The sequence below is a fragment of the Cryobacterium inferilacus genome, assembly GCF_019599185.1.
In the GTDB taxonomy this organism is placed as follows: domain Bacteria; phylum Actinomycetota; class Actinomycetes; order Actinomycetales; family Microbacteriaceae; genus Cryobacterium; species Cryobacterium inferilacus.
Genome location: NZ_JAIEUL010000069.1, coordinates 1 through 623, shown reverse-complemented (window position 1 = coordinate 623; position 623 = coordinate 1). Strand labels below are relative to the sequence as shown.

Here is a 623-nt window from a genome sequence, read left to right as displayed (position 1 = left end):
CCCATGGGATACGAGACTAATCGAGCGCATCTGAGGATCACTCGGCCACAGTGAGGCGGCTCATATCCTTAGGGTTTCGAGACGCTCTCGACTCCTGGGCTCGCGACCTCGGCTGAGCGTATGAGGTGCTCTCGCGGAATAAGTTCTCGCGCGCCGAAGTAGGCCGTCAGCAACAGTAGAAGCGACGCGCTGGCAAGGATTCCATCGACAATGCCCGCAGGCAGCATAAAGACCATAAGCACCATCGTCACGACGCAATTGATGATGGATAGAGCAAAGCCCCAGAGTCTATTTCGCAACACTCCGATTGCTCCGACGATGCGCGTGGCGCCGAATACCCCGCTGAGCACCATCATCTCAACGAGATGTTCCTGAAAATAGGGGACGTTGAAGGAAAAATACTGACCAGCTGAACCGAGGTTGACGCCGAGCGCAAGAAGGGGGAACACGGCGAGGAAGACAGCGAATTCCATCAGCCCACCGTGAATGATCATCAGTACAGCGGCCACACGGTATCGAGCACTCAGCTTCCCCATGCCCTCATGATAGGTGTGGCGCGTCGCAGCCAGAGCGTCTCGCAATTTTGCCGACTGTCTCATATCCTCATTGCCTCATATCCCATG

The 623-nt window shown here is 56.0% G+C and carries 1 protein-coding gene; it reads right to left on the bottom strand.

Translation table 11 applies throughout. The features are described 5' to 3' along the window. Nucleotides 1-68: 68 nt before the first annotated feature. Nucleotides 69-536, bottom strand: a complete 468-nt coding sequence (locus tag K2F54_RS18945) for a hypothetical protein (protein WP_220607404.1) — start codon at nucleotides 534-536, stop codon at nucleotides 69-71. Nucleotides 537-623 lie beyond the last annotated feature (87 nt).